The following is a 24,085-nucleotide window of genomic DNA, read 5'->3' as shown; positions in this document are numbered from 1 at the left end:
ACTGCCCTGCGAGGGGTGGGCGATCCTCGACGCGCCGAGCCACCTGCACCTCGCCTACCGACCAGGTGTGCCGATCGCGTCCGCCCTGGATCTCGGCTAGCTCGATCGGATGCCTGCTCGGTGTGCTCGTTCGTCCTTTCGCCAGCGGGCGACCTCTCGATGCGTTCGGTTCGCCGCCTCGCGGTTAGCCTCGAGTGGTGATCACGGTTGAGTGAGCGGTCCGAGCAGCGCACGGGTGTCCTGTACGGCGTGGCGGCGTACGTCATGTGGGGCGCCTTCCCGCTGTTCTGGCCGCTGCTGGAGCCGGCGGGCGCCTTCGAGATCCTCGCGCACCGACTGATCTGGTCGATGGTCGTGATGGCCGCCCTCGTCGTCGCGATGCGGCGCACCAGGCAGTTCTGGCGGCTCGTGCAGACGCCTCGGACCCTGGCCCTGCTGGCGGCCGCGGGCGTGACGGTGAGCATCAACTGGACGGGCTACATCTGGGGCGTCAACCACGGGTACGTCGTCGAGAGCAGCCTCGGCTACTTCATCAACCCGCTCGTCACGGTGCTGATGGGCGTGCTGATCCTGCGCGAGCGGATGCGGCCCGTTCAGTGGGTCGCGGTCGGCATCGGGTCCGTCGCGGTGCTCGTCCTCGCGGTCGACTACGGGCGGCCGCCGTGGATCGCCCTGCTGCTGGCGTTCTCGTTCGGCACCTATGGGCTGCTGAAGAAGAAGGCGAACGCCGGCGCGATCGAGAGCCTTGCCCTCGAGACGGCGGTCGTCGCACCGATCGCCGTCGTGTACGTCGCCTGGCTCGGTGTGACCGGCGCCGGCCACTTCACCTCCGAGGGGATCGGGCACACCGCCCTCTTCATCTCAGCAGGATTCGTGACCGCGGTCCCGCTCATCTGCTTCGGGGCGGCCGCCATCCGGGTGCCGCTGGTCGTGCTGGGGCTGCTGCAGTACCTCACCCCGGTCCTCCAGTTCGCTCTCGGGGTCCTCTACTTCCACGAGGCGATGCCTCCCGGACGCTGGATCGGCTTCGGGCTGGTGTGGATCGCGCTTGCGGTCTTCACCTCCGAGGCGGCATCGAACCGCGGGTTGTCGTCCACCGAACTGCGGGTTGTTGCCCGGCCCGACCGCATGCGCTGATCGCCCCGACCACAACCCGGGGCTCGGCGGACCACAACCCGGGGCTCGGCGGACCACAACCCGGGGCTCGGCGCGACCTCAGACGACCGTCCAGGTGTCACCGCCGTGGAGGAGAGACGTCAGCCGGTCGGTCCGCGAGGCGTTCGACGAGGCCACGGCCGTGCCGACCTGCTCGCGGGCGAGGTCGTCGTAGGTCGGCCGTGCGACCTGGCGGAAGATCCCGACCGGCACCGGGCCCTCGATCCGCGAGAGCGCGAACTGGTCCGAGGGGTCCTCGGCAGTCGGGTCGTGCTGCCACGTGCGGTCGCCCGCGCTGACCTCGACCCCCGGCTCGAGCCGCAGCAGGTGGTCGCCGGCCCCCGTGCCCTTCAGCTCGTCGAAGGCACCGTCGTTGAAGATCGGGCAGTTCTGGTAGATCTCGACCAGCGCGGTGCCGCGGTGCGCGGCGGCCGCAGAGAGCACCGAGGTGAGGTGCTTGCGGTCAGAGTCGACCGTCCGCGCCACGAAGGTCGCCTCGGCGCCCAGGGCGAGGGAGACCGGGTTGAACGGGTGGTCGACCGACCCCATCGGCGTGGACTTGGTGACCTTGCCGGTCTCGGAGGTGGGGGAGTACTGCCCCTTGGTCAGCCCGTAGATCCGGTTGTTGAACAGCAGGATCGTCATGTTCACGTTGCGGCGCAGCGCGTGGATGAGGTGGTTGCCGCCGATCGAGAGAGCATCGCCGTCACCGGTGACCACCCACACCGACAGGTCGGGCCGCGAGGTGGCGATGCCGGTGGCGATCGCAGGGGCGCGTCCGTGGATGGAGTGCATCCCATAGGTGTCGAGGTAGTAGGGGAACCGCGAGGAGCAGCCGATGCCGGAGACGAAGACGATGTTCTCCCGCCGCAGCCCCAGGTCGGGCAGGAACCCCTGCACGGCCTTCAGCACGGCGTAGTCACCACAGCCGGGGCACCAGCGCACCTCCTGGTCGCTGGTGTAGTCCTTGCCGGTCTGCGGCTCGTCCGAGAGGGGCACGAGCTCGAGGCCGGACCCGAAGCGCATGGTCACTTCATCAGCTCCTCGATCGCGTCGGCCACGTCGGCCGCGGTCAGCGGCAGCCCTCGCACGACGTTGAGTCCCACCGCATCGACGAGGTAGTGGGCCCGCAGCAGCAGCGAGAGCTGGCCGAGGTTCATCTCCGGGACGAGCACCCGGTCGTAGCGCCGGAGGATGTCGCCCAGGTCCGCGGGGAGCGGGTTCAGGTGGCGCAGGTGGAGCTGCGCGACCTCGCGGCCAGCCTGGCGGGCACGGCGTACGCCGGCTCCGATCGGCCCGTACGTCGACCCCCAGCCGACGACCAGCACACGGGCCGCACCGGTCGGGTCGTCGACCTCCAGCGGCGCCAGGCTGTCGGCGATGCGGGCCACCTTGGCCGCCCGGGTGCGGACCATCAGCTCGTGGTTGTCCGGGTCGTAGGAGATGTTGCCGTGACCGTCGCCCTTCTCCAGCCCGCCGATGCGATGCTCGAGGCCGGGCGTGCCGGGCACCGCCCAGGGCCGGGCCAGCGTCGCCTCGTCGCGCAGGTAGGGCCAAAACGTGTCGGCCGCGCCGCTCGTCGAGACGTGGTTCGGCTGCGTCGCGAAGGCGGGCTCGATGAGCGGCAGGTCCTCGACGTCGGGGATGCGCCAGGGCTCGGAGCCGTTGGCAAGGTAGCCGTCGGAGAGCAGCATGACCGGTGTGCGGTAGGTGATGGCGATCCGCGCCGCCTCCAGCGCGGCCGCGAAGCAGTCGGACGGCGTCGAGGGGGCGATGATCGGCACGGGCGCCTCGCCGTTGCGCCCGAACATCGCCTGCAGCAGGTCGGCCTGCTCGGTCTTGGTGGGCAGACCGGTCGACGGGCCGCCGCGCTGGACGTTGACGACGACGAGCGGGAGCTCGAGGGCGACGGCCAACCCGATGGTCTCGGACTTCAGGGCGATGCCGGGACCGGAGGTGGTGGTGACGCCGAGCGCGCCGGCGTACGCCGCCCCGAGCGCCGCCCCGATGCCGGCGATCTCGTCCTCAGCCTGGAACGTGGTGACGCCCAAGCCCTTGTGCTTGGAGAGCTCGTGAAGGATGTCGGAGGCCGGCGTGATCGGGTAGGAGCCGAGGAAGAGCGGGAGGTCCGAGCGCACCGCGGCGGCGATGAGGCCGTGCGCGAGCGCGAGGTTGCCGGTGATGTTGCGGTAGGTGCCGGGGGACTGCGGGGCTGGCAGCACCTCGTAGCGCACGGCGAACGCCTCGGTCGTCTCGCCGAAGTTCCAGCCGGTGGTGAACGCGGTGATGTTGGCGTCGCGGATCTCGGGAGCCCGCGCGAAGCGCCGCTCGAGGAACCCGATCGTCGACTCGGTCGGTCGCCCGTAGAGCCAGGAGAGCAGCCCGAGCGCGAACATGTTCTTCGCGCGTGCGGCGTCCTTCCGGGACAGACCGAACTCCTTGACCGCCTCGACGGTCAGCCCGGTCAGGTCGACCTGCTGGACGAGGTAGTCCTCGAGTGCCCCGGAGGTCAGCGGGTCGGCGTCGTACCCCGCCTTGGCGAGGTTGCGCGCGGTGAAGTCGTGGGTGTCGACGATGATCGTCGCGCCCTTGGGGAGGTCCGGCAGGTTGGCCTTGAGGGCGGCCGGGTTCATCGCGACCAGCACGTCGGGCGCGTCGCCGGCGGTGAGGATGTCGTGGTCGGCGAAGTGGACCTGGAACGACGAGACCCCGGGGATGGTGCCCTGCGGGGCGCGGATCTCGGCGGGGAAGTTGGGCAGCGTCATCAGGTCGTTGCCGAAGACCGCGGACTCCTGCGTGAAGCGGTCACCGGTGAGCTGCATGCCGTCGCCCGAGTCCCCCGCGAAGCGAATGACGACGCGATCGAGACGCGTGACCTGTTCCGGCACCGTGGCACTCCTCGACAAAGCTCGTGTTCCGTGCTTCGCCAGCCTAGTGGCCCGCGTGTCAAAACCGCCGTCGTCCACACATCGGACACCGATCTTTCGCTGCGCCGCTGGTCGAGTAGCGAGCGCCAGCTCCCGTCGCTGGTCGAGTAGCGAGCGCCAGCGAGCGTATCGAGACCCGACGCGCCCGCCATGCGGACATTTTCACTCGTCTCGGGTAATTGCAGTAATCTGCTCAACATAACGAGCCCGATCTGGTGGCTCGGGAAGCAGAACAAAGGGTGCATGTCATGAAGCTCATCAAGATCGCGTCGGTCCTGGTTGCGGGTGCTCTCGCGCTGACCGCGTGCAGCTCGTCCAACGGCGCTGATTCCAGCGCCGCCACCGTCCGGGTGAACGGCTTCTCCACGCTGGAGCAGCCGAACAAGATCGTCTTCGACGCCTTCAACAAGACCGACGCCGGCAAGGGCGTGCAGTTCCAGACGTCGTACGGCGCCTCCGGTGACCAGTCCCGCGGCGTCGAGTCTGGCAACAAGGCCGACCTGGTCCACTACTCGCTCGAGACCGACGTGACGCGGCTCGTCAAGGACGGCATCGTCGACTCGAGCTGGAACAGCGGACCCACCAAGGGCATCGCGACCTCGAGCCTCGTCGTCTTCGTCGTGCGCAAGGGCAACCCGAAGCACATCCAGACCTGGGACGACCTGGTCAAGCCGGGCGTGCAGATCATCACTCCCAACCCCGGCTCGTCGGGCTCCGCCCGCTGGAACATCCTCGCCGCGTGGGCTCACATCACGGGCAACGGCGGCAGCGAGGAGCAGGCCAAGGAGTACGTGACGAAGCTCCTGAAGAACACCATCGCGCTGCCCGGCTCCGGTCGTGAGGCGACCACGACCTTCACCGCTGGCTCCGGCGACGTGCTCCTGTCCTATGAGGACGAGGCCATCCTCGCCCGGCAGAGCGGCGCGGACCTCGACTACGTCGTCCCCGCCGACACCCTCAAGATCGAGAACCCCGCAGCCGTCACCAAGGGCGCGCCGCAGGCCGCGAAGGACCTCCTCGCGTTCCAGATCAGCAAGGAGGGTCAGGCCGCCTACGCGCAGTCCGGCTTCCGGCCGGTCATCGACGGCGTCGACGTCGGCGAGGTGAAGGGCGCGAACGACCCGTCCAACCCGTTCCCTGCTCCCGCGAAGCTGTTCACGATCGAGGACACCTTCGGCGGCTGGGGCCAGGCGGCCGACAAGTTTTTCGGTGACGGCACCCAGGGCAAGCCGCTCGGTCTCATCACCGCGATCCAGCAGGCGACCGGCAAGGGCGCCAACGGGTCATGACACAGGCCCCGTCCCACCTGGAGACGGCGGACGACGTGATCACCGAGCCGGTGCCCTTGCGGGGGCGCCGGCCTCGGCGCGTTCGTCGGAAGCCGCGCTCGACCTTGACCCGCGGGGCCGGCATCAGCCTCGGCCTCGCCATGATCTGGTTCAGCCTGCTCGTCCTCCTGCCTCTCGCTGCGATCGTGGCGAAGGCGGCCGAGGGGGGCTGGGCCAACTACTGGCACGTCGTGCGCGACGGCCAGACCTGGGCCGCCGTCTCGCTGACCGTCCTCGACGCCGCGATCATCACCGTCGTCAACGTCGTCATCGGCACGATCATCGCGTGGGTGCTGGTGCGGGACCGGTTCCCCGGCAAGCAGCTGCTCGACGTGATCATCGACGTCCCGTTCGCCCTGCCGACGATCGTTGCCGGCCTCGTGCTGCTCTCGCTCTACGGGCCGCAGAGCCCGATGGGCGTGCACTGGGCGTTCACGCCCAACGCGGTGCTGCTGGCCTTCGCGTTCGTCACCCTGCCGTTCGTCGTCCGCACCGTCCAGCCCGTCCTCGAGGAGCTCGACGCCGACGTCGAGGAGGCGGCCGCCTCGCTGGGCGCGGGGCGTACGACGATCCTGCGCCGGATCCTCCTGCCCTCCCTCGTCCCCGCCGTCGCCGCCGGTGCGGCGCTGTCGTTCGCACGAGCGATCTCGGAGTACGGCTCTTTGGTGCTGCTCTCGGGCAACAAGCCGTATCAGACCGAGGTCGTCGCCGTGCGCGTGCTGACCTTCATTGAGAACGGGTCGACCGCGTCGGCGGCGACCGTCGCGTCGCTGATGCTCGCGGTCGCGCTCGTCGTCATCGTCGCCATCGATCTCGTGCAGAGGGTGGTGGCCCGCGTTGGTTGAGCTGCCCACCCCCGTCAAGTGGCTGCTGCGCGTGGTCGCGGTCGGCTACGTCTTCTTCCTCGTCGCCTGGCCGCTCGGCATGCTCGTCCAGCGGACCTTCGAGAACGGCGTCAGCACGCTCACTGACGCCCTGTCGGACCCCGGCGTGCAGAACGCGCTCCTGCTCACGTTGCGCGTGGCCCTCGTCGCGGTCGTCATCAACCTCGTCTTCGGTGTGACGATCTCGCTCCTCCTGGTGCGCTACGAGTTCCCGGGCAAGCGGATGCTCTCGGCGCTCATCGACCTGCCGCTCGCCGTGTCGCCGGTCGTGGTCGGCTTCGCTCTGCTGCTGGTCTACAACGGCCGCACCGGCTGGTTCGGCCCGTCGCTGGAGTCCGCCGGCTTCCAGGTCATGTTCGCGACGCCCGCGCTGGTGATGGCGACCTGCTTCGTCGCGCTGCCGCTGGTCGTCCGCGAGGTCGTCCCGACGCTTCAGGAGGTCGGCAGCGACCAGGAGCAGGCCGCCCGGTCCCTCGGTGCCAGCGGGCCGCAGACCTTCTGGCGGATCACCCTGCCGAGCATCAAGTGGGCGGTCGTCTACGGCGTCGTCCTCTCCCTCGCCCGCTCGGTGGGCGAGTTCGGCGCCGTCAAGGTCGTCTCGGGCAACCTGTCCGGCAAGACCCAGACCGCCACCCTCGCCGTCGAGGCCAAGTATCAGGGGTTCGACCAGCCGACCGCGTACGCCATCGCGTTCCTGCTGGTCCTCGTGTCGATCGCGTGCCTGGTCGTCGTGGCCTTCCTCCGACCCACGTCAGCGAAGTGAGCTCATGAGCATCTCCGTCTCGAACGTCACGAAGACGTACGGCGACTTCGTCGCCCTCGACAACGTCTCCGTCAACATCCCCACCGGTCAGCTGACCGCCCTGCTGGGGCCCTCGGGTGGCGGCAAGTCGACCCTGCTGCGGGTCATCGCCGGTCTGGACTCCGCCGACTCCGGCGCCGTGTCGATCGAGGGCACGGACGCCACGAAGCTCCCGCCGCAGAAGCGCAACGTCGGCTTCGTCTTCCAGCACTACGCCGTCTTCAAGCACATGTCGGTGGCGAAGAACGTCGCCTTCGGCCTCGAGATCCGGCACCGCCCGAAGGCGGAGGTGAAGAAGCGCGTCGGCGAGCTGCTCGAGCTCGTGCACCTCTCGCAGTTCGCCCACCGGATGCCGTCGCAGCTCTCGGGCGGACAGCGCCAGCGCATGGCGCTGGCGCGTGCTCTGGCCGTCGAGCCGTCCGTGTTGCTGCTCGACGAGCCGTTCGGCGCCCTGGACGCCAAGGTGCGCAAGGAGCTGCGCGACTGGCTGCGCCGGCTGCACGACGAGGTCCACGTGACGACCGTCTTCGTCACCCACGACCAGGAGGAGGCCCTCGAGGTCGCCGACGAGATCGTCGTCATCAACCAGGGCCGGGTGGAGCAGGTCGGGGCGCCCGACACGTTGTACGACGCCCCCGCCAACGACTTCGTCATGGGCTTCCTGGGCGAGGTGACCCGGCTCGGGGGTGTCCTGCTGCGGCCGCACGACGTGGAGGTGCGGACCTCTCCGGTGTCGCACGAGTCGGTGGAGGGGACGATCTCGCGGATGCTGCGCGTCGGCTTCGAGGTGCGGCTCACCATCCTGACCGACGCCGGCGAGGAGGTCGCGGTCGAGATGACGCGCACGCATGCTCGGTCGCTGGGTCTGTCCGAAGGTCTCACCGTCTGGCTGAACGCCGCTCCGGGAGCGACGACGGTCTGACCTCCGGGATGGTGAACGGTCGCAGATGACCGCGGGCGGGTCGGCGAGATGTGACAACTCGCGGACACGCCCGCGGTCATCTGCGACCGTTCACCGCTCAGTGGGGCTGCCAGGCGTCCTCGGAGGCGGTCCGCTTCGTGACGGTCTCGGGGAGCTCTCGCGAGGCCAGCGAGGCGATCGAGACGAACTCGAACACCTCGCGCAGCGAGTCGCGGGCCGCGATCCAGACGTGCTGGAGGACGTCGGCACGGTCGTTGTAGGTGACCGCCTCGGGCCGGAGACCGTAGACCGACACCAGCGGTCCGTCGACGGCACGGATCACGTCAGCCACAGAGACGGCGTCCGGCGTACGTGCCAGCCGCCACCCACCCGACTGCCCGCGCTGGGAGATGACGATGCCCGCCTTGCGCAGGTCCGCGAGGATCGCCTGGAGGAAGCCGTGGGGGATGTCCTGGAGGCGGCCCAGCTCCTCGGCGCTGACGGCGCGGCCATCCTCGCGCGCGGCCATCTCGATGAGCGCCCGGAGGGCGTAGTCGGACTTCGCAGAGACTCGCACGCGACATAGTGTCTCAGACGAGTCGAGTGAAATGGTCGACTCACCCGACTGTGACGCCATTGCGACTCTTGATGACCGACGACCTTGTGGGGCTGGGGTGACCTCACTGTTGGGCATTCGAAGCGCACCGTCGATCGGCACGGGGTGTCGGTCGCGGGTCCTACACTGGCTCCATGACCGAGGATCGCATTTTCGCTGATCACCGCATCATGGGCGGCGTGCCGTGCATCCGCGGCACCAGGATTCCGGTCGCCACGATCGTCGGGCTGATCGCGGAGGGGTACTCCGTTGAGGAGGTCCTCGCAGACTATCCCCAACTGGCGACCGAGGACGTTCGCGCTTCCCTCGCCTTCGCGGCCGCAGCCGTTTCAGAGCGTCAGCTCCCACTTCGGACTCCGGCTTGAGGTTCCTGATCGACGAATGCATCAGTGCCAGGATCATGCCGCAGTTGGCGACCGACGGCCACGACGCTATCCACGTTGAAGATCGAGGACTGCAGGGCCACGTCGACAGCGAGGTCCTGGCGTTGGCGCGCGATGAAGGTCGGATCCTGGTCTCAGCAGGCACCGACTTCGGCGAGATCCTGGCTCGATCGGGAGCGAGCGTGCCGAGCTTCGTCCTGTTCCGGCAGGGAAACCGAAGTCCCGAGCATCGAGCGGCCATGCTCCTTGCCAACCTGGGCGAGGTCGCAGCGGACCTCGAGGCCGGAGCGGTCGTGGTCTTTGCGGACGACCGGATCTGGGTTCGTCGACTTCCGCTGCGCTGACCCAACGGCCCTCAGCGGTAGTTCACGAACTGCACCGCGAAGTCGTAGTCCTGCTCCTTGACCAGCTGCTGGACGGCCTGCAGGTCGTCGCGGCTCTTGGAGGAGACCCGCAGCTCGTCGCCCTGGATCTGGGCCTTCACGCTCTTGGGGCCCTCGTCGCGGAGCAGCTTGGTGATCTTCTTCGCGTTCTCGGAGGTGATGCCCTCCTTCAGCGTGATCGAGATCTTCGAGGTCTGGCCGGACTGGCGCGGCTCGGAGGCGTCGAGGATCTTGAGCGACTGCTGGCGCTTGATCAGCTTGTCCTGGAACACGCTGAGCACGGCGTTCGCGCGGTCGTCGGCGGAGGCCGAGATCTCGATGGCGGCCTCGCCCTTCCACTCGATCGTGGCACCGGTGCCCTTGAAGTCGAAGCGCTGGCTCACCTCACGCGCCGTCTGGCTGAGCGCGTTGTCGACCTCCTGACGGTCGATCTTGCTGACGATGTCGAACGAGCTGTCGGCCATGGGACGTCCCTCTTCCGCGTTTTTCTCGAGTCGTGCTGCCTGCGCTATTGTTCCGTCCTGTTGCGCCGGGTCCAACCCCGGGGTGACGTCCCAGGCGGGTTGCCCGAGCGGCCAATGGGAGCGGACTGTAAATCCGTCGCGAAAGCTTCGAAGGTTCGAATCCTTCACCCGCCACGGAACGGCGAAAGGGCCTGTGACCTGCGGAAACGCAAGTCACAGGCCCTTCTTGTGTTGTTGGTTTCGTCCGGCTGGATCCGGCTTGGTACGGGTGTCTGCGTCGAATACGCGTCGAAATTTGCGCTGCTAGCGTCCACGCCACGTCGACACCGATCCTCGCCGAGGCGGTGCGCTGAACGCCTCGGGGAGCACAGCAGTATTCCTGTCACGCAGTCCAGCCCGGTCTGCGGCGGCGAGGGTGAGCATGGGTCCTACTCGTGCCGCGGTGGTTGCGGCTTCGGCGGGACAGCCCGTTCGATGATCTCCATGGCGATCACCTCTTGCCCGTCGATGCACTTGGCGTAGATGCGCAGGAGCACCTGGACCGAGTGTCCGGCCCATTCGGCGACCTGGGTTGGCGGCACGCCGCCGTTGAGCCAGGTCGAGAGACAGGCGTGACGCAAATCGTAGGGCCGTCGTGCCAGCGGGCTCTGGTACTGGGCCAGGGGCAGTGCGGCCCGACGCGCCGCGTCCCAGGCCCGGTAGATCGTGTTGTGGCCAATCAGGTCCCGGTGCGGGGGCGCGAGGACGACGCCCCCTCGCCCCGTCCTGGCCACGAACAGGCGGCCCTCTGCACCGGGAGGGTACGTCGCGATGTGGTGCCGCAGGATCGCGACGAGGTTCGGATGTGCCGGGACTCGACGCGTTTCGTGCACTGCGCGGTGCTTCAGTTGTCGCTGCTGACGGGGATTGCCGTCATCGGTCCACCGGACGTGGGAACTCTGCTGTGATCCCGACAGCAGAATCTGGCCCCAGCCCCGTGCGGGCAATGTCAGGTCATGCTCGCTGAGGTTCTTCGCCTCCGCAGGTCTGAGGCCGGCGTAGTAGATGCAGGCGAAGAACGCCTCGAGTTCGGGCCGTATGGACCTCACCTGGGCGAGGAGCGCGTCGGCCTGATCGGCGTTGGCGACGACGCCCCGATCGACGACCTCCTTGGTCTTGGGTCGTGACAGCCTCACGGCGTCCAGTGGGTTGGTGTCGAGGACTCGCTCCTCGACACCGTATTCTAGGGCGCCGTGGAAGATCGCCCGCTTGCGGGCGAACGTCGACGGTGACGCGGGCTTGCCATCGAGGAGCGTGCCGAACCTCGCGTTGATCCGTCGGAGGACGGAGGGTTCGGTCAGGCCGGTGATCGGCATCGAGTGCTTGATCGCCCACGTCAGGAGGCGCTGCTCATAGGACTGGGGCGGTAGCGGATGAATCGTGAAGGCGTGCCGATAGAGGGCGCGCCGAAGGTGCTCGGTTCGGCTGCTCTTCGGCTGCCGGTCGAGTGTCAGGTCGTCCGCAGTCGGCAGCGGCATCGAGGTGAGCTGACCGGTCAGCTCGATCGTTACGTCGGTGAGCGTTTCCGCGATGCCGCGGCGGTGCGACGGTGAGGCCTCTGGCCACTTCGACTTCGCGAATGCCATCGCGAACTCGAGCCAGGAGACCGGGCGACGCTCATGCTTTAGTTGTTGGGGGAGACCACTTGCGAGCTCGAACGGCTTGCCCTCTTTGGTAGCAGTGGCCAGGTCTGTGCGGAACGAGTCGGCAAGCTTCCTGGTTCCGAATGTGCGGCGAAATTGTTCGCCGCTCACTGTCCAGCGCACTACGTACGTTGTTCGCTTGACACCCCTGTAGGACAGGATGTTCCAGATCCGGACGTCGTAGCTGGTCGGGCCGTGGCCGCTGGCCGTCTGCCCGAGGTCGGACGTCATGCAGGTTCCTCTCGGCCCTCAAGCCACTCATCGAGGTCTCGGCGGCGGATGCGGAGGGCCCCGTTGGGCAGCTTGATGCAGCGAGGCGCCTTGTGGGCCGCCCGCCAGTCGTAAAACGTCGAGCGAGCAATGCCGAGCTCCTCACACAAGTCGGAGACACTCAAATGCGCGCGGGTCGCCCGCGGCGGGATGATCGGCTGCTCAACATGGGGGTACGTGGTCATCTGGTCCTCCTCGTCGGCTGGCGACGGTTGTCACGGACGTGGTCGCAAACCAGACGGCAGTCCCGGCCTGCTCGTGCCCATCTGGGTGGCGCCGGTTGCGCCTGTGTCGTTGGTGCTCGTCATTGCGCACGTCCTGCTTGCATGCCGGCGTCGATGCTCGGCGCCATGCCGGGGATCGGTGGGGTCGGTCGGTGGGCGCCGGGGGTTGGGCGGCTCTGCTCGGGGCTGGGGTCGGGCGTTGGATGGACTCGGGGTTGCTCGGCGTGTCCGAGTGCTGCTGCGGCGGTGCTGGCGGCCAGGGCGGCGGTAGTCGCGGATGAGCGGATGGCGCTCAGGAGCGGTTCGGGGATGATGATGGTGCGGTTGTGGAGCTTGTCGCCGATCGCGACATGAACCTCGTCATCGGTGGGGAGGTGGCCGGCGGCTCGGAGCTCATCCGCCTCGCCTTTGAGGCGGGCGTCGAGTCGGCGAGCCGGGCCGGTCAGGGTCTGTCCGTCAACGAGGGGGACCTTTGCTGACTCGGCGATGTCGACGGCGGTCTCCATCGCTCCGGCGGACAGGGTGGTGGTGCCCAGGTCGATCCGGCCTGCGATCGCGTCCGTCGCGACGAGGTGGTCGCCGGTGTGAGTGAGCTCTCGGCAGGCGGCGCGAAGCTCCGCGGCGCGGTGGAGAAGCGCCACCGTCTCGCCAAGACGGCGCCAGGTGAGGTCGGTGCGAGCGGTGCTGGGCATCGCGGTCCTCTGGGATGTGTGTTGAGCGGTTGGGTCGGCTCGCTGGTTCTCGGACGGTGTTGGTCGGTGTGGCCCGATGGCCATCTATCCACAGACGGCGAACTTTGGTGGGTCCTGCCGCTGCCCTGTGGATAACTGCCGTGGTTGTCGGTAGGTGTGGGCAACGGGGCGACGTCACCAGAAGGTGCTGGCGGTGTTCCCGGAGCCCAGTCCACGAGAAGGCGCCAATCTGGCACTAGTGCTGATAGAGGAAGAGAGCCGTTATGACGATGATGGTCCCCGTTATTGTCGTCGGCGAGTCCACCGCTCAGTCCGCAGCCCGCCCACGGCGGCAATCCGACGCGGTCGCGGCGGTGAGTCGTAGGTTGCCGCTACCGTCCAGACATGACCTCTACCGCCCCGTTTGATGGGGACGGCCAGCGCGTCAGTCAGCCGTCGTGGCGTCGGCCGGACGGGCTGCGCGTCGAGCTGCGAACGAAGTTGCACAGCAGCGTGTGGAGCCAGATGGAGGAGTTTGGCTGGCAGAGCTGGGACGGCCTCATCAGCGGCATCTGGCGTATCGACGGGACGAGGACGGCATCGCTGAGGGCGATGACCACTTCATCGAGCGCGCGCCGGACGCGACCACGCGTGGCTGGCGCGGAAGCGAGGCGGTGCTTGATGAGGACGAACTCATCCTTCCGCTGGGCCGCATCTCCGCGCACGCCATCCGGTTCGGCAACCAGCCGCGGACGCCTGGCGCCGAGAAGGTCGAGACCGGTTGGGGCCTCTTCGAGGCCGCTGACGCAATCTCCCAAGGGCTGGCATCTACCGTGTGCCCCATGCTTGACGTCAATTCACCCGACATGTTCATCGAGGAGGTTCTCGAGGTCATCGAAGACGAATACGTGGACGAGATCCTCGTCATGGACGAGACCGAACTCGATCCGCAAGCGCGCCGAAGAGGTATCGGAGCCTGGGCAGACGCACGGGTTATCACCGCGCTCGCACCGAGTGCTAGTACGCTTATCGTCGCCAAAGCAGCGCCGCTGCATCGCGCCGACTTCTTGCCCGAGGGTGCAGACACCAGGCGCGAGTTCACTGCCGAGGAGAGCGCCGCTTGGCACCAGGGGCAGCAGAGCTTGTGGACATACTGGTCTCAGACCCTTGGCCTCCCGAGTCGACAGCCACCCTGGGCTGCTGGTCGGCCTCGGAGGCACAAACCCAGCGCGCCAGTGCACCCTTGGTAGATGGGTGGAGGCGCAGCCGCATCGCATCCGCCGATGTTGGGGCGCCGATCGACGCCGCCCACCAGCACGCCGCACACCTCACGTGCCAACAACGCCGGCCAGCAGCGGTCACCCGTCCGGGGCCGACATTCGTGCCGATCAGTGGGGCCAAGACACTTGACGAGACCCAGTGGGTTTCTGCGATAGCGACGGTTGCCGCATTCGACGCCGCACTAGCCGCCAGACCGTGCAGGTCGGCCGCGTAGGTCGGCCCAGAGCCTCTGATGGCGCTCGTCGAAATTCCCCAGTGATGCTCATCGAAAGTCCTCACCCTGGGCGGTGGTCACTGTAGCGGTCGGCGGGTGCCGGTCGCGGCGTGTCGGAGCGTGTCGTTCTTGGCGTGGTGATTGCGGAGGCGGTAGGAGTCGCCGTCGAGGTTGAGTACGACGGAGCGGTGCAGGAGCCGGTCGAGCATGGCCGCGGCGACGGTGGTGTCGCCCAAGACCTCGCCCCAGGAGGCGACGGCGCGGTTGGTGGTCAGCACGATGCTGGTCTTGAGGTAGCGCTGGGAGACGACCTGGAACAGCGCGGAGGCGGCCTCGCCGGGCAGCGGGAGGTAGCCAAGCTCATCGATGACGAGGAGCGTGGGACCGGCGAAGAACCGCATGGTGGTGGCCCACCGGCCTTCGATCGCGGCGCGGTGGCACTTGGCGGCGAGGTCGGCGGCGGTGGTGAAGTAGGTGCGGTAGCCGGCTTCGGCCGCAGCCCTGCCGAGCCCGACCGCGAGGTGTGTCTTGCCGACCCCGGGTGGACCGATGAGGAGCACGTTGGTCGCGGATTCGAGGTAGCGGCAGGTGGCCAGCTCGTCGAGGAGCTTGCGGTCGATGCCGGGGGCGGCGTCGAAGTCGAACTCGGCCAGGGTCGCTGGTGTCGGAAGAGAGGCGAACCGCAGTCGGCCGGCCAGCTTGCGGGCCTCGGTGGCCTCGACCTCCCGTCCGAGGAGGTGCTCCAGAGTCGCGGTCATCGACCACTGCTCGGCTTCTGCTTGGGCCAGCACGGAGGGGAGGTGCTCGGCCGCGGCGGTGAGCTTTAGCGCGGCGAGGTGGCCGCGTAGCTGCTGGTAGAGGCTGGCCTGGGTCCCCGTCATCGGTGTGTCCATCAGCGCGGCGATCGTGGTGTTGGTCATGTGAGGGTGTTCCTTCCGGTTGCTGCTCGGTCGTACTTGGACAAGTCGATGACCACGTCGTCGCTGACGACGGTGACGGCGGTGACGGCGTCGGGTTGCTGGCGCGCACGCAGCTGCTCGGCGGCTGCGCGGGCCGCGGGGCCAGGTGGGATGCGTTCCTTGCGTCGGTGTGGGCGGGAGGTGTCGTGGCCGGCGAGGACGAGGTGCTCGAGGGCGATCACGTGGCCGTGGTCGCGGACCATCACCCCGGCCCCGTCGGGAGCGAGCTGGTGTCGAGCGATCACGATCCCGCTGCTGGTGGCGATGTCGACATGCTGGGTGCCGAGTCGTTGGGACACGGTGACCGTGGCGCGGGCCAGCTCAGGTGGCACGGAGTAGAAGTTCCCCCGCCAGGCGACCAGCGCTTGGGCCGAGACGAGGCGTTCCTCGGCGATGGTCGCGGGGAACGGCGTTGCCGGGACCGGCGCCAGGGGCTCTCGTTCGGCGATGGTCAGCACGCTGGCCTTCCCGCCCGGCCCGGCGGCCCGGAGTCGGGCGTCCCCGCGCTGGGGCGCACCACTTGTCCAGCGACGCCTGGGCCTGCTCGATGGTGACCTCGTTGGGCAGGGTGCGCCACCAGCGTTGGGCGGCGGTGTGGTTGGACTTCTCCACCACGCCCTTGCGGTTCCCGCGTCGCGGTGGACAGATCGCCACCGACACGCCGTAGTACTTCGCGACCCCGGCGAACGTCGCGGTCACCTTCCCCGACTCGGGGTGGCACACCGTGGTCATCCGGTCGAAGCGCCACTGCCTGGTCAGCCCGCCGAGTTTGCGGGTCGTCTTGTCCAGTGCGTCGATCAACTGGGCCTGGTCCTCAGCCGCCGCGAGCGTGCCGCGCCATCTGCCCGAGTGCGCCAGCGCGCCGACGAGCAGGTGGGCGGTCTTGCCCCACCCCCAGTGCGCGGGCGGGTCGGGGAGCTCGACCCAGTCCCACTGGGTCTCCTCACCGGCCGGGTGCTCGATGACCGCTGCTGCGCGGCCCTTGGTCGCCGAGCAGGGCTCGCAGTGCGGCCGCAGACCCCGGCTGCGGATCTGGCGGGTAAACGTCGGATACGACCGGTCATAGCCGAGTCCGGTGACCTCGTCGAACAAGGTCACCGCCCACAGGTGCGGGTCCTCACGGAGCCGTTCGCGGACGTAGTCGAGGAACGGCTCGAACGGATCGTCCTCGGCAGGCTGGCGCACGCCGGCGACCCGCGCACCGGCCAGGTAGGTGCGGATGGTCTTCCTGTCCCGGCCCAGGTGCCGAGCGATCGCAGAGATCGTCCAGCCCTGCCGGCGCAACGCGTGAGCGTCGATGTCTTCCTCCCGTGTCAACATGGGAAGCGAGGGCTCCTTCGATAGACGGCGTGTGGTCAGAGACCGCCATCTTCGAAGGAGCCCCGCCGCTTCCAGCGGAGCCACGAGGTGGGGAATTTCAGTGAGCAGAACTGGGGAAGTTCAGATGAGCGCCGTCACCTCGGCTGCCCCGGCCACGCTCGACGCGGTGACGAACACCCGCCGCCCTTGGCAGACCGCCCCGAGTCGGCCGTCCCGCGCCCACGTCCAAGCGGTCACCCGCGAGACGGCGACCTCGGCGCCCGCGGACTCGAGGTTGAGCAGCCTGCGCGGCACGGTGCCGGGTCGGCGTAGGACCCGGGAGCCTGGCCTATCTCGCGTCGGGGCGAGTCATGCTCTCAAGCGTGTCGTGGTCCGGTCAATCAGTCAGTATCGGTCCGCTCGACTGGGCCGGCGGACTCGGAGCTGGGCTCGGGACGAGCCCTTGCCGGAAGTCGCGCAGTTCCTCGGCCATCGGCCTCCACTGCGCGATCGCTTCGCGGAAGGCCTTGCCGTGCCGCTCGCGCGGGATCTGGCTCAGTGCGAGCGCCGTCCCGAGGGCACCCTCGACCGCCGAGCTCGCGTTCTCGAACCGAAACACGTGCGCAGGCCGGGGCACCCAGCCCGGACGGCCGGGTGCGGCAGCGGGTCCTGGAATCCCGCGTCGGAGTCGACCGCCTCGTTCCGCGCCCAGAAGATCTGCTTGAGCCCCGTGCGCCACGGCCCAAACTGGGCCTCGGGGATCGCGAAGCACTGCTTGAGTGTCTCGGCGATCCGCGCCGCGCGCCCGAGCGAGTCCCGATCCCGTGCGGCAGCCCGGCCTTCGTCGCCGCCGACCGGGCGAAGGCCTCGAGCGTGAAGGCCGCCGCAGCCATGGCGACCATGCCCGCGCGGGTGTCCTCCTCGAGCAGCGCCCCGCCGAGCTCGTCGTTGTCGGGGCCGTCAGCGGCCAGCAGGTCGGCCCAATACCGTCGCGCCGCCACCTCGTGCTCGATCCCGACGCGGAGCCACAGCCGTCAGATGTCCCAGGCGATCATCGGGCGCATCGATGTGGATGCCAGGTCGCCGTTGTTGTCGAAGGTGAACGTGAGATCGCGGATCTGGAACTGAGCGCCGGGGATGAAGAGGATGCCCTCAGGGCCTACCGGGGCGGGCTGCGCCCCGTCCGAGGTCGTGGCAGCCTCGTCCTTCGGGACTGCCTGACAGGCCGGATCAGTCACGCGCCCCAGTGTGGACCGAGCCTGACGGTTGAAGTGGCTGATTCCAGTCAGGAGTTCACATGGGCCTCGTACTCGGCGGCGGCCTCCATGATCTCGTCCTGCGTGACGAACGAATCGTCCGCGAGCAGGTAGCCGATCCTTGCTCACGCCGTCGGCGGAGCACCCCACACCCAGGGCGGCGAGCAGGACATCCCCGGCGATGTGACGCACACGGCCGACCGCCGGTCTCACGGCAGGGGCTGTCGGCCCCGGCGGGCACGAACTCGAATGATCATCCGATCCAGAAGGCGTTCAAGAGGTCCGGAAACGGCGAACGACTTCGGCCAGCTCTCATCCTCCTATGCCTCCGTGTCGCCAGCGGGATCTCCCAAGGGCCGGCGGTCCACCGCCCACTGACGTCGCTGGTCTCGGAGGCCTGGATCATGCTGACGGCTGACGGCTGACGGCTGACGGCTGACGGCTGACGGCTGACGGCGCGTACGCAGACCGGCGATGAGGCGAGTGCGCATCCCGCCGGGTTTTAGTGGCTGTTCACACGGGCGTTGAGGGCCCGCGCTGCCTCGATCCCCGAGGCGTATCGCCACTGGCTGCTACACCGGTTTCCAGCGTCGGTCGTGGTGCTTGCGGTTCGTTCCGTCGCGTCGAGGACCCCGTTGGTCGGGGCAACTACATTCGCCGTCGCTGTCATTCTCTCGCTCACTTTGCCTCCACAGCTTTGTGGACGTCGTGCCGGCTCTCTGTCTGCCGGCCGGCGAGTCATGCCGGCCAGCCTGCCGGGGAGAAGGTCGCTTACCGGGTGAGGCGAGGCGTTCGGAGAACGATCCGCTGCGTAAGGGACAGATCCCCGAACGCCTCGTCGGGATGTTCCTATCGGAGTGTGACGACGATCACAACCATGGTTGAAAGCGTGATCACTCCATTTGATGGAATGGGAACGCTCCCGGACTTTGGCTCGCGCGCCACGAGTCTGACGGCTACGACAGGAGCAGTTCCGGCCGCTGGCAGGTCGACGGCACGGCGGTCCCCCTGCGACTGGGGCGACGGCGGCCGAATCGCGGGCCGGACCGCTGCTACGCGCAGTCGTCGTGCTGAACGTCTCTCCAGAGCCGGGTGCTTGGGCGGGCACGGGTCCGTTCAGTGGAGGGGGCGACCAGACCCGGGCGGTCGACGTCGTGCACGCCCCGCGCTCGCGGGGCGAGGCCCTATTCAGGCGCGGTCTGATCCAGGTGCCGCCGGTATCACGACGGCAGCGTGGGGTACCGACGAATACGCCATCCGAGGAGGTTCCGATGCCGGGCAAGTCATCGAACGTGAAGAACGAGAAGCAGTACGAAGCGCTCAAGGACAAGGGCATGTCCAAGCAGCGCGCCGCCAAGATTGCGAACTCACCGGACGCCTCCAAGCACGGTGGCCAGCAGTCCGGGAAGGGCGGCGACAGCAGCCAGGGCGGCACCACCGCGCAGAAGAAGAAGGCCGGCCGCAAGGGCGGCAAGGCCAGCCACTCCTGACGGCTGCTCGCCCTTACGCCGGCGGATAGGCCGAGTCCTTGAGCAGCCGGGCGAGGTGGGCGGTGTTGGCAGCGGCCGTCCTCGTCATCGAGGCCGTCTGCTCCGGCTCAGGCGTCACGTCCTGGTAGTCGACACTGCCCAGCGCCTCACCGACCCAATAGGTCACGGCGCTGGCGGGCAGCGTGAACCCGACCTCGTTGAGGGCCTGCTGGACCTCGGCCGCAACGTGGTGGGCGCCGTCCTCGTTGCCGACCACGGCGACAGCGGCCACCTTGCCGTAGGTTGACATGCGGCCCTCCTCGTCGGTCTCGGAGAGCTCGGCATCGAGTCGCTCGAGCACCACCTTGGCGACCGACGAGGGTTGGCCGAGCCAGATGGGGCTGGCCAGGACGAGGATGTCGCTGCTCAGCATCTTCTGGCGCAGCATCGGCCATTCATCCCCCTCGCCTTCGTCGGTGCTGACGCCGAACTTGATGTGGTGGTCGACGACGCGGACGACCTCCCCCGTGACGCCGTGGCGCTCAAGTTCGCCCAGCAGTTGCGTGCCCAGCAAGGACGAGCTCGACTCCGCCGGTGACGGCTTGAGGGTGCACACGAGGACGAGAGCGCGCAGATTGGTCATGCGCGCCGGTGCCCCTGACGCGGAGTGACATGCCGGGCTGAGACCTCCCTTTCCGGGTGACCGGTCGCCTGGGCCTGTCGCCACGTAGACCCGTATGTGGGCTCGCAGTCGTCGGGCGACGACAGTCCCGCCCGCTTCAATGGCCACGTCACCCGTCGACCGAAAGGCCGTTGCAGGGCTGCTCGCTATTCGGCTCAGGGGAAGTTGACTGCGCCCCCTAGCGGCGAACTGACGCAACCTGGCAGCGTGCCTGGGGAACGGCGGACTCGGGGATGTGCTCGCCTTGGCTCAGACGACACAACCTCAATGAGCGTGCCTCTTGGGCGCCCCCGTTGACATGGTGACGACTTAACCCGCCGGCTTCGAGCGCGGCGGGACGGCTGCACGCTTGACCGTCGAGGAACCTTGCGGCGGAGCTTGACTTCATCGGCCTGCCCGTTACAAGAACTTTGTCGCGAACGATAGAGATCGTGGATCGAGCGGCCCACCCGAAGCCGAATCAGGAGCACGCGTTGTTGCTGCGCACCGCAGATCCGTTCCGTTACTTCGACCGCCTGACTCAGCACGTGCTCGGTACCACGAGCGGTCCCGCGGTGATGCCGATGGACGCCGGGCGCGAAGGGGATCGGTCGAGATCGAGTTCGATCTGCCTGGGGTCGCCGAGGAGACGATCGACCTGGATGTCGAGCGCAACGTGCTCACCGTCCGCGCCGGGCGCGTCCCTGGTCACGGCGACGGGAAGGTGCTGGCCAGTGAGCGGGCCGTACGGCGCGTTCAGCCGGCAGCTGATGTTGGGTGCCAGCCTCGACATCGAGCAACATCGAGGCTTCCTGCGACGCCGCGGTGCCGCGGCTGGTCGTGCCCGTGACGAGTAGGCCCAAGCCCATCGCATCGAGATCGGGAGCGCTCAAGACGCCGTGCAGGGCAGCACCGAGAAACACGCCATCGAAGCCGATCGAAGCCTGATCGAAGCCCGACCGCCTCACATCGACGGTGGTGAAGCAGACTCGACCGCGCCTGGTTCTCTCAGTTTCTCGGAGACGAACGACGAGCCCTGACCACATCTGGAGGGCACTGCACGACCGGCACAGGCACGCACCGGCGCCGACCCCGCGATGCAGGCGCAGTTGATGCGCGGACCGCGGCTCGTCGTTCCCGGGGGCCGCGGCCGGAACCGAGCGATCCGGGCCGCGGTGCAGGGGTCATTGTTCAGCCGGTGCACGATCCTGACGCTTGACATCGAACCGCCATACAGCGACCTTGTCGAGCACCTCGTCGTGGACTGGCACCGGTAGACCGGTAGACCCAGCGTCACCCGCACGCCGCGCTACGCGGTGACCGGACTTCCGCAGGATTGTCCGTACGGGTGATGCGCACCCCGCTGCCAGTACGCGATTTTACTTTGGCGGGCGGTCTGCATGTTCCAACTGGATGGGGGGACGTTGGACGCGGCGGACCGCCTGCACCCACGTTCTGCACCGGCCGCGTTTGGCAGCACCGTTTTTCTTGCCCAACATGAGTAACATACTCGACCGAACGCCCCGGTGCGGGTAAGAGAACGGCCTGAGGTGCGATCTTGCCGGCGGCACCGGGAGGGCCGCGGAGGACGAGGAGCGCGCGTGAACGCATCGACCTCACCGGGGCTGGCGGTCGTGACGACGATTGAGGGGTCGCAGACGGTCGTCGCGGTCAGCGGCGAGCTGGATGTGACCACAACGGCAGTGCTGCGTGCCGCCGTCGACGAAGCGGCGAGGAGGGGAGTGGCCCGGCTGGTGCTCCATGTCGAGCAACTGTCCTTCCTCGACTCCTCTGGTGTGGCGTGCCTGGTCGGCGTACGCAAGCATCTCGCGGCGCGAGAGATCCCGCTCACCGTTCGATGTGGCAGGGACACACCTGCGGCGCGGCTGCTCCGCTTTGCAGGACTCGAACATCTCCTCGAACTTGAGTGAGATCCCACCCCCTCAGGCGTAGCGACACGGCGCCCCACCGCGGGCATCTTCTTTACTTTCGCCGAATCAAGTGAGCGATGCTGCGGGGCACCTGCATCATCGAGCCGCGACGCCGGGGAAGGGCACCATCCTCGGCCTCGCCTGCGTGGCGTGGTCGCTCGTACTCGACCTTTCCTGGTTCTCGGTCCTTGCGGCTCTCGCTCTCGCCGCAGCCGGTGTACTGATCAGCGGCACCCAGGGTCGACGGTGAGGCCACCGCGATGTGCGACGGGGAGGCAAGAAGTAAGTGAGGCTCAGGTCGCGACCTCGGAGGTCGGAGCTGCTGTGACGGGCGTGCTCGTGGCGGGCTCCTCCTGGACGGCCCGTGCCTCCTCGAGCGTGTCGACGACGTGGAGGACCTTGATGAGGTGGGTAAGCGCGAACAACCTGCGGATGCGGCCGGGTGGACAGACAACGGTGAGCTTGGTACCGGCCGGTTCAACCATCTTGTGTGCCCGGATGAGTACTCCAAGTCCCGTGGAATCGGTGAAGGTAAGGTCGGTGAGGTCGACAATGAGGTGAGAAAGTCGTTCCTGGCTGAGGCCTTCGAAGACCTCGCGCATCACGCCCGCCTCGGCGATGTCGAGCTCGCCGGTAATGGCAAGGACGAGACCGTCAGGGTAGCGGCGAACGTCAAGGCGAAGACCGCGCTGGAGGCGGCGTGACTCGTCTGCACCCTCCACCATCAGCGCACACCTCCGCCCTCCGCCCGCGCCGGAGCGCCGGAGCGCCGGAGCGTAGCGCTGCATATTTTCCCACGCTTGGCATGACGCCGACAACGCTCGTCGACCTTTCGCCAAGGCACGGTATCCAGCCGGGAGCGGGCCCTGCGGTGCCGGACCTGAATACCAGCGCGGTGAGCAGGTCCGGTCGCCACCTGCGGCGGACCACCCGATCACCCTGTGGCACAGCCGTGGCACAGCACCCAGCCCACATCGACTAGCCGGCGGCGGTGGTGGATCAGGAGCAGCTCATCCTGACGAACTCATCCGCCGCCGCCGGCGTCGCGTTAACCGGCTAGGTCAATGGGTGACAGGTCAGCGCCAGGCAGCTCCGCGCACGACGGCGGTGCCGACACGACGCGCACCAGCCGATCTTCAACAGCCGGAAGTCGACAGCCGGGTAGTCTCCGTCGATGGCGCGGCGACGCGCACGGCACCGGGCGAGAGCGGTCGGCGGCTCAGGGGGGAGATCGAGCCGCGCCGCTCGCGCCGCTAGACGTTACGGAACTAGCAAAGAGTCCTCGCGGCCGCGTTCTTGCCCTGACCGCCGAGCGCCTTGACGAGTTCGCCGACATTGCTGAACCAGGGAAGGCCTCCGTAGTTGACCGACTTGTGTACCTGCCCGAAGCAAGCAGCTTCGCGCGGCTCAGCGTTGGCTGGTGCGGCCAGGGCGAGCGTGCCAAGAGCGGCGATGCAGGCTGATACAGCAACGCGCTTCATCTGGTTCCCTCCTCCGGACGGGGACGTGGTTCGCCCCATGAGGGTTGTTCGACGCGCACCGTCAGCTAGACTGCTCGACACGCACCGTCTCTCGCGCAATGCCGCTCCACGGGCATCGGGGCCATGCAGCAGGTCGTACCCGGAAGGAAAGACGCGCCCTCGCAGCGAACGACTCGCGACTGCTTGTGGCATTGACCCAAGAGCAGATCCGGGGATCGATGCCGCCCGGGGCCGTCGCACTCGGTCAATTGTCGCGACGGTCCATCTCGGCCTGGCAGCGCAGGAGTGGGGTCTGCGTCACGGAGGCTCCCCGCGCGAGGAGCTATCTCTCGTGAACAAATCCAAGATGCCAGCCATACTCGACCCCCCAACTGAGCTCTCGGCGGCGAACGGCTACGACCTGACGTTTGCCTCCTCTCGCGCGACACAACGAACCGCCCCGGCTGTCGGTCCGGGGCGGTTCTATGTTGCGGGGAAGCGACCGTTCGAAGGGTCTCGGGCCTTCGCAATCCGGTTCGCTTGGATGCGCGAGCCCCGCTCTTATCCCTTGAGTTCCCCCCTTGCGGGGGCACGAAACCCTTGCGATGCGACCTCGGGCGCTTTAGATCGTGGGTTCTCCGTGATCCGCCCTGTGGGGCCTGTCCGTGGCCATGAAAAAGTCCCCACTGGTGGCCAGGTAGCGGTCCCCGCTGGTGGCCATGCCGGTCCCCGGTGATGGCCAGATAGAAGTCCCCGCCCCTCGTTCTTCGCGTGTCGCAGCAGCCCGTGGGGGCCCTGCGTGGTGACGGTGGCGATGCCTAGTCGTCCCATCACCACGCAGGGGTCTCCATTGAAGAACGAGAGA

Annotated in this window: 27 protein-coding genes, 1 tRNA gene and 1 pseudogene; 13 read left to right on the top strand and 16 right to left on the bottom strand. The window is 68.1% G+C overall.

What is annotated here, in order from left to right; genetic code table 11:
* Positions 1–207: 207 nt before the first annotated feature.
* On the top strand, positions 208–1,137 hold the full coding sequence (gene rarD / locus ACYQ1K_RS16730; protein ID WP_459984251.1) for an EamA family transporter RarD: 930 nt from the start codon (positions 208–210) through the stop codon (positions 1,135–1,137).
* 78 nt (positions 1,138–1,215) lie between these two features.
* Here the strand turns inward: rarD and ACYQ1K_RS16725 are convergent, their stop codons facing one another.
* Both ACYQ1K_RS16725 and ACYQ1K_RS16720 read right to left on the bottom strand, forming a co-directional pair.
* Positions 1,216–2,181: a 2-oxoacid:ferredoxin oxidoreductase subunit beta gene (locus ACYQ1K_RS16725; RefSeq protein ID WP_459984350.1), complete on the bottom strand. Its 966-nt coding sequence runs from the start codon at positions 2,179–2,181 to the stop codon at positions 1,216–1,218.
* Between the two features lie 2 nt (positions 2,182–2,183).
* Positions 2,184–4,043, bottom strand: coding sequence for a 2-oxoacid:acceptor oxidoreductase subunit alpha (locus ACYQ1K_RS16720; RefSeq protein ID WP_459984250.1), 1,860 nt, complete (start codon positions 4,041–4,043; stop codon positions 2,184–2,186).
* Positions 4,044–4,330: 287 nt separating this feature from the next.
* On the opposite strand from ACYQ1K_RS16720, the gene ACYQ1K_RS16715 reads away from it, so the two are divergent.
* From ACYQ1K_RS16715 to ACYQ1K_RS16700, 4 genes are read left to right on the top strand one after another with little or no spacing between them, the layout of a single operon-like run.
* The gene (locus ACYQ1K_RS16715) at positions 4,331–5,371 is read left to right on the top strand and encodes a sulfate ABC transporter substrate-binding protein (RefSeq protein ID WP_459984249.1); all 1,041 of its coding nucleotides are present in this window, start codon (positions 4,331–4,333) and stop codon (positions 5,369–5,371) included.
* A complete protein-coding gene (gene cysT, locus ACYQ1K_RS16710) occupies positions 5,368–6,255 on the top strand; it encodes a sulfate ABC transporter permease subunit CysT (RefSeq protein WP_459984248.1) in 888 nt (295 codons plus the stop codon). The genes ACYQ1K_RS16715 and cysT overlap by 4 nt, the downstream gene beginning before the upstream one ends.
* The gene (locus ACYQ1K_RS16705) at positions 6,248–7,057 is read left to right on the top strand and encodes a sulfate ABC transporter permease (RefSeq protein ID WP_459984247.1); all 810 of its coding nucleotides are present in this window, start codon (positions 6,248–6,250) and stop codon (positions 7,055–7,057) included. Before cysT ends, ACYQ1K_RS16705 begins: the two co-directional genes overlap by 8 nt.
* A 4-nt stretch (positions 7,058–7,061) precedes the next feature.
* Positions 7,062–8,018 (top strand): sulfate/molybdate ABC transporter ATP-binding protein, encoded by a 957-nt coding sequence (locus ACYQ1K_RS16700; RefSeq protein WP_459984246.1) that lies wholly within the window; start codon positions 7,062–7,064, stop codon positions 8,016–8,018.
* A 97-nt stretch (positions 8,019–8,115) separates the two neighbouring features.
* On the opposite strand, the gene ACYQ1K_RS16695 is transcribed toward ACYQ1K_RS16700, so the two are convergent.
* On the bottom strand, positions 8,116–8,574 hold the full coding sequence (locus tag ACYQ1K_RS16695; protein WP_459984245.1) for an RrF2 family transcriptional regulator: 459 nt from the start codon (positions 8,572–8,574) through the stop codon (positions 8,116–8,118).
* A 173-nt stretch (positions 8,575–8,747) separates the two neighbouring features.
* On the opposite strand from ACYQ1K_RS16695, the gene ACYQ1K_RS16690 reads away from it, so the two are divergent.
* A complete protein-coding gene (locus ACYQ1K_RS16690; RefSeq protein ID WP_459984244.1) occupies positions 8,748–8,978 on the top strand; it encodes a DUF433 domain-containing protein in 231 nt (76 codons plus the stop codon).
* Positions 8,975–9,340 carry a DUF5615 family PIN-like protein gene (locus ACYQ1K_RS16685; protein WP_459984243.1) on the top strand — a complete coding sequence of 122 codons (366 nt, stop codon included), beginning with the start codon at positions 8,975–8,977 and terminating at the stop codon, positions 9,338–9,340. The genes ACYQ1K_RS16690 and ACYQ1K_RS16685 overlap by 4 nt, the downstream gene beginning before the upstream one ends.
* Positions 9,341–9,351: 11 nt before the next feature.
* Here the strand turns inward: ACYQ1K_RS16685 and ACYQ1K_RS16680 are convergent, their stop codons facing one another.
* Complete coding sequence (locus ACYQ1K_RS16680; protein ID WP_459984242.1) at positions 9,352–9,843, bottom strand: YajQ family cyclic di-GMP-binding protein; 492 nt, start codon at positions 9,841–9,843, stop codon at positions 9,352–9,354.
* A 93-nt stretch (positions 9,844–9,936) separates the two neighbouring features.
* Between ACYQ1K_RS16680 and ACYQ1K_RS16675 the strand changes: the two genes are divergently transcribed.
* Positions 9,937–10,017: transfer RNA gene (locus tag ACYQ1K_RS16675), tRNA-Tyr, on the top strand.
* A gap of 254 nt (positions 10,018–10,271) precedes the next feature.
* Here the strand turns inward: ACYQ1K_RS16675 and ACYQ1K_RS16670 are convergent.
* The 3 genes from ACYQ1K_RS16670 to ACYQ1K_RS16660 all read right to left on the bottom strand — a co-directional run bounded on the left by ACYQ1K_RS16670 (position 10,272) and on the right by ACYQ1K_RS16660 (position 12,711).
* A complete protein-coding gene (locus tag ACYQ1K_RS16670) occupies positions 10,272–11,756 on the bottom strand; it encodes a tyrosine-type recombinase/integrase (RefSeq protein ID WP_459984241.1) in 1,485 nt (494 codons plus the stop codon).
* Positions 11,753–11,980 (bottom strand): helix-turn-helix transcriptional regulator, encoded by a 228-nt coding sequence (locus ACYQ1K_RS16665; protein WP_459984240.1) that lies wholly within the window; start codon positions 11,978–11,980, stop codon positions 11,753–11,755. Before ACYQ1K_RS16665 ends, ACYQ1K_RS16670 begins: the two co-directional genes overlap by 4 nt.
* Before the next feature lie 119 nt (positions 11,981–12,099).
* Positions 12,100–12,711 (bottom strand): hypothetical protein, encoded by a 612-nt coding sequence (locus tag ACYQ1K_RS16660; RefSeq protein ID WP_459984239.1) that lies wholly within the window; start codon positions 12,709–12,711, stop codon positions 12,100–12,102.
* A 437-nt stretch (positions 12,712–13,148) separates the two neighbouring features.
* On the opposite strand from ACYQ1K_RS16660, the gene ACYQ1K_RS16655 reads away from it, so the two are divergent.
* Positions 13,149–13,940, top strand: a complete 792-nt coding sequence (locus ACYQ1K_RS16655; protein WP_459984238.1) for a hypothetical protein — start codon at positions 13,149–13,151, stop codon at positions 13,938–13,940.
* Between the two features lie 322 nt (positions 13,941–14,262).
* On the opposite strand, the gene istB is transcribed toward ACYQ1K_RS16655, so the two are convergent.
* The 6 genes from istB to ACYQ1K_RS16625 all read right to left on the bottom strand — a co-directional run bounded on the left by istB (position 14,263) and on the right by ACYQ1K_RS16625 (position 17,681).
* Entirely contained in the window at positions 14,263–15,105 is an 843-nt protein-coding gene (gene istB, locus ACYQ1K_RS16650; RefSeq protein WP_459984237.1) for an IS21-like element helper ATPase IstB, read from the bottom strand.
* Positions 15,102–15,506 carry a Mu transposase domain-containing protein gene (locus ACYQ1K_RS16645; protein WP_459984349.1) on the bottom strand — a complete coding sequence of 135 codons (405 nt, stop codon included), beginning with the start codon at positions 15,504–15,506 and terminating at the stop codon, positions 15,102–15,104. Before ACYQ1K_RS16645 ends, istB begins: the two co-directional genes overlap by 4 nt.
* A complete protein-coding gene (locus ACYQ1K_RS16640; protein ID WP_459984236.1) occupies positions 15,466–16,464 on the bottom strand; it encodes a transposase in 999 nt (332 codons plus the stop codon). Before ACYQ1K_RS16640 ends, ACYQ1K_RS16645 begins: the two co-directional genes overlap by 41 nt.
* Positions 16,465–16,584: 120 nt before the next feature.
* Positions 16,585–16,758, bottom strand: a complete 174-nt coding sequence (locus tag ACYQ1K_RS16635) for a hypothetical protein (RefSeq protein WP_459984235.1) — start codon at positions 16,756–16,758, stop codon at positions 16,585–16,587.
* Positions 16,759–16,840: 82 nt separating this feature from the next.
* Entirely contained in the window at positions 16,841–17,062 is a 222-nt protein-coding gene (locus tag ACYQ1K_RS16630) for a hypothetical protein (RefSeq protein WP_459984234.1), read from the bottom strand.
* Positions 17,063–17,477: 415 nt separating this feature from the next.
* Complete coding sequence (locus ACYQ1K_RS16625) at positions 17,478–17,681, bottom strand: hypothetical protein (RefSeq protein WP_459984233.1); 204 nt, start codon at positions 17,679–17,681, stop codon at positions 17,478–17,480.
* A 1,289-nt stretch (positions 17,682–18,970) separates the two neighbouring features.
* Here ACYQ1K_RS16625 and ACYQ1K_RS16620 point away from each other — a divergent pair.
* Entirely contained in the window at positions 18,971–19,189 is a 219-nt protein-coding gene (locus ACYQ1K_RS16620) for a DUF7218 family protein (protein WP_459984232.1), read from the top strand.
* Between the two features lie 13 nt (positions 19,190–19,202).
* On the opposite strand, the gene ACYQ1K_RS16615 is transcribed toward ACYQ1K_RS16620, so the two are convergent.
* Positions 19,203–19,811, bottom strand: coding sequence for a flavodoxin family protein (locus ACYQ1K_RS16615; protein ID WP_459984231.1), 609 nt, complete (start codon positions 19,809–19,811; stop codon positions 19,203–19,205).
* A 634-nt stretch (positions 19,812–20,445) separates the two neighbouring features.
* Between ACYQ1K_RS16615 and ACYQ1K_RS16610 the strand changes: the two are divergent.
* From ACYQ1K_RS16610 to ACYQ1K_RS16600, 3 genes and pseudogenes are all read left to right on the top strand, one after another.
* Positions 20,446–20,520 (top strand): annotated as a pseudogene (locus ACYQ1K_RS16610) (hypothetical protein); the annotation flags it as partial.
* 43 nt (positions 20,521–20,563) lie between these two features.
* Positions 20,564–20,686 carry a hypothetical protein gene (locus ACYQ1K_RS16605; protein WP_459984230.1) on the top strand — a complete coding sequence of 41 codons (123 nt, stop codon included), beginning with the start codon at positions 20,564–20,566 and terminating at the stop codon, positions 20,684–20,686.
* Positions 20,687–21,430: 744 nt separating this feature from the next.
* Positions 21,431–21,760, top strand: a complete 330-nt coding sequence (locus ACYQ1K_RS16600) for an STAS domain-containing protein (protein ID WP_459984229.1) — start codon at positions 21,431–21,433, stop codon at positions 21,758–21,760.
* A 293-nt stretch (positions 21,761–22,053) separates the two neighbouring features.
* On the opposite strand, the gene ACYQ1K_RS16595 is transcribed toward ACYQ1K_RS16600, so the two are convergent.
* Positions 22,054–22,485, bottom strand: coding sequence for an STAS domain-containing protein (locus ACYQ1K_RS16595; protein ID WP_459984228.1), 432 nt, complete (start codon positions 22,483–22,485; stop codon positions 22,054–22,056).
* A 543-nt stretch (positions 22,486–23,028) separates the two neighbouring features.
* Entirely contained in the window at positions 23,029–23,241 is a 213-nt protein-coding gene (locus ACYQ1K_RS16590) for a hypothetical protein (protein ID WP_459984227.1), read from the bottom strand.
* Positions 23,242–24,085: the final 844 nt, after the last annotated feature.

Source organism: Nocardioides sp. AN3 (assembly GCF_054653495.1).
This window is presented reverse-complemented; position numbering and strand designations above follow the sequence as displayed.